General features: G+C 64.5%; 1 protein-coding gene. It reads right to left on the minus strand.

Features of this window, described 5'->3' with window-relative positions:
- On the minus strand, window positions 1-549 hold a 549-nt coding region (locus tag AC5JLB_RS00015), incomplete at both ends, for a site-specific integrase (RefSeq protein ID WP_495871806.1).

The raw sequence follows: 549 nt of genomic DNA on the forward strand, positions 1-549 counted from the left end.
CCGGTTGCCTGCCGCTGCTTGTGGTAGTCGAGGAAACCTAGGCGGATCAGCTCGGGATGGAGCGGCACGACGCGCATGGAGCCCGCCGTCTTGACGGACTTGTCGCCGTCGCCTTCCACGGTGATGTGCATGATCCAGTGTCCGTGCATCTGGCGCACGTCTTTGACGGCGAGCTGGGCGATCTCGCCGTTGCGGGCGCCGGAAAAGAGCATGATGAGGGGAACCCAATACCGATAGTCGCGGATCAGGTGGGCGCCGGGCCTGTGCATGTCGGCCCACTCCCGACCGCCCGCGCAGCCGGTGAAGAGCGGCGAGCGGAACAAGGTGTTGAGCTGATCGACGGTGAACGGAATGCGCGGAGTGGTGTTCTCCTTCGCGAGCGACAAGCCGGCGACGGGGTTCTGCTCAAGGTGGTCGTTGGCCAAAGCCCAAGTGCATAAGGCGCTCAGGCTGGACAGGTGCCGGTTGACGGTGCGGTCGCTGATGACCGGCTTGCCGACCTTCGCGTTGGCTTCCACGATCTGCTGCATCGTCATGCCGGCGAAATCG

Source organism: Myxacorys chilensis, assembly GCF_059505265.1.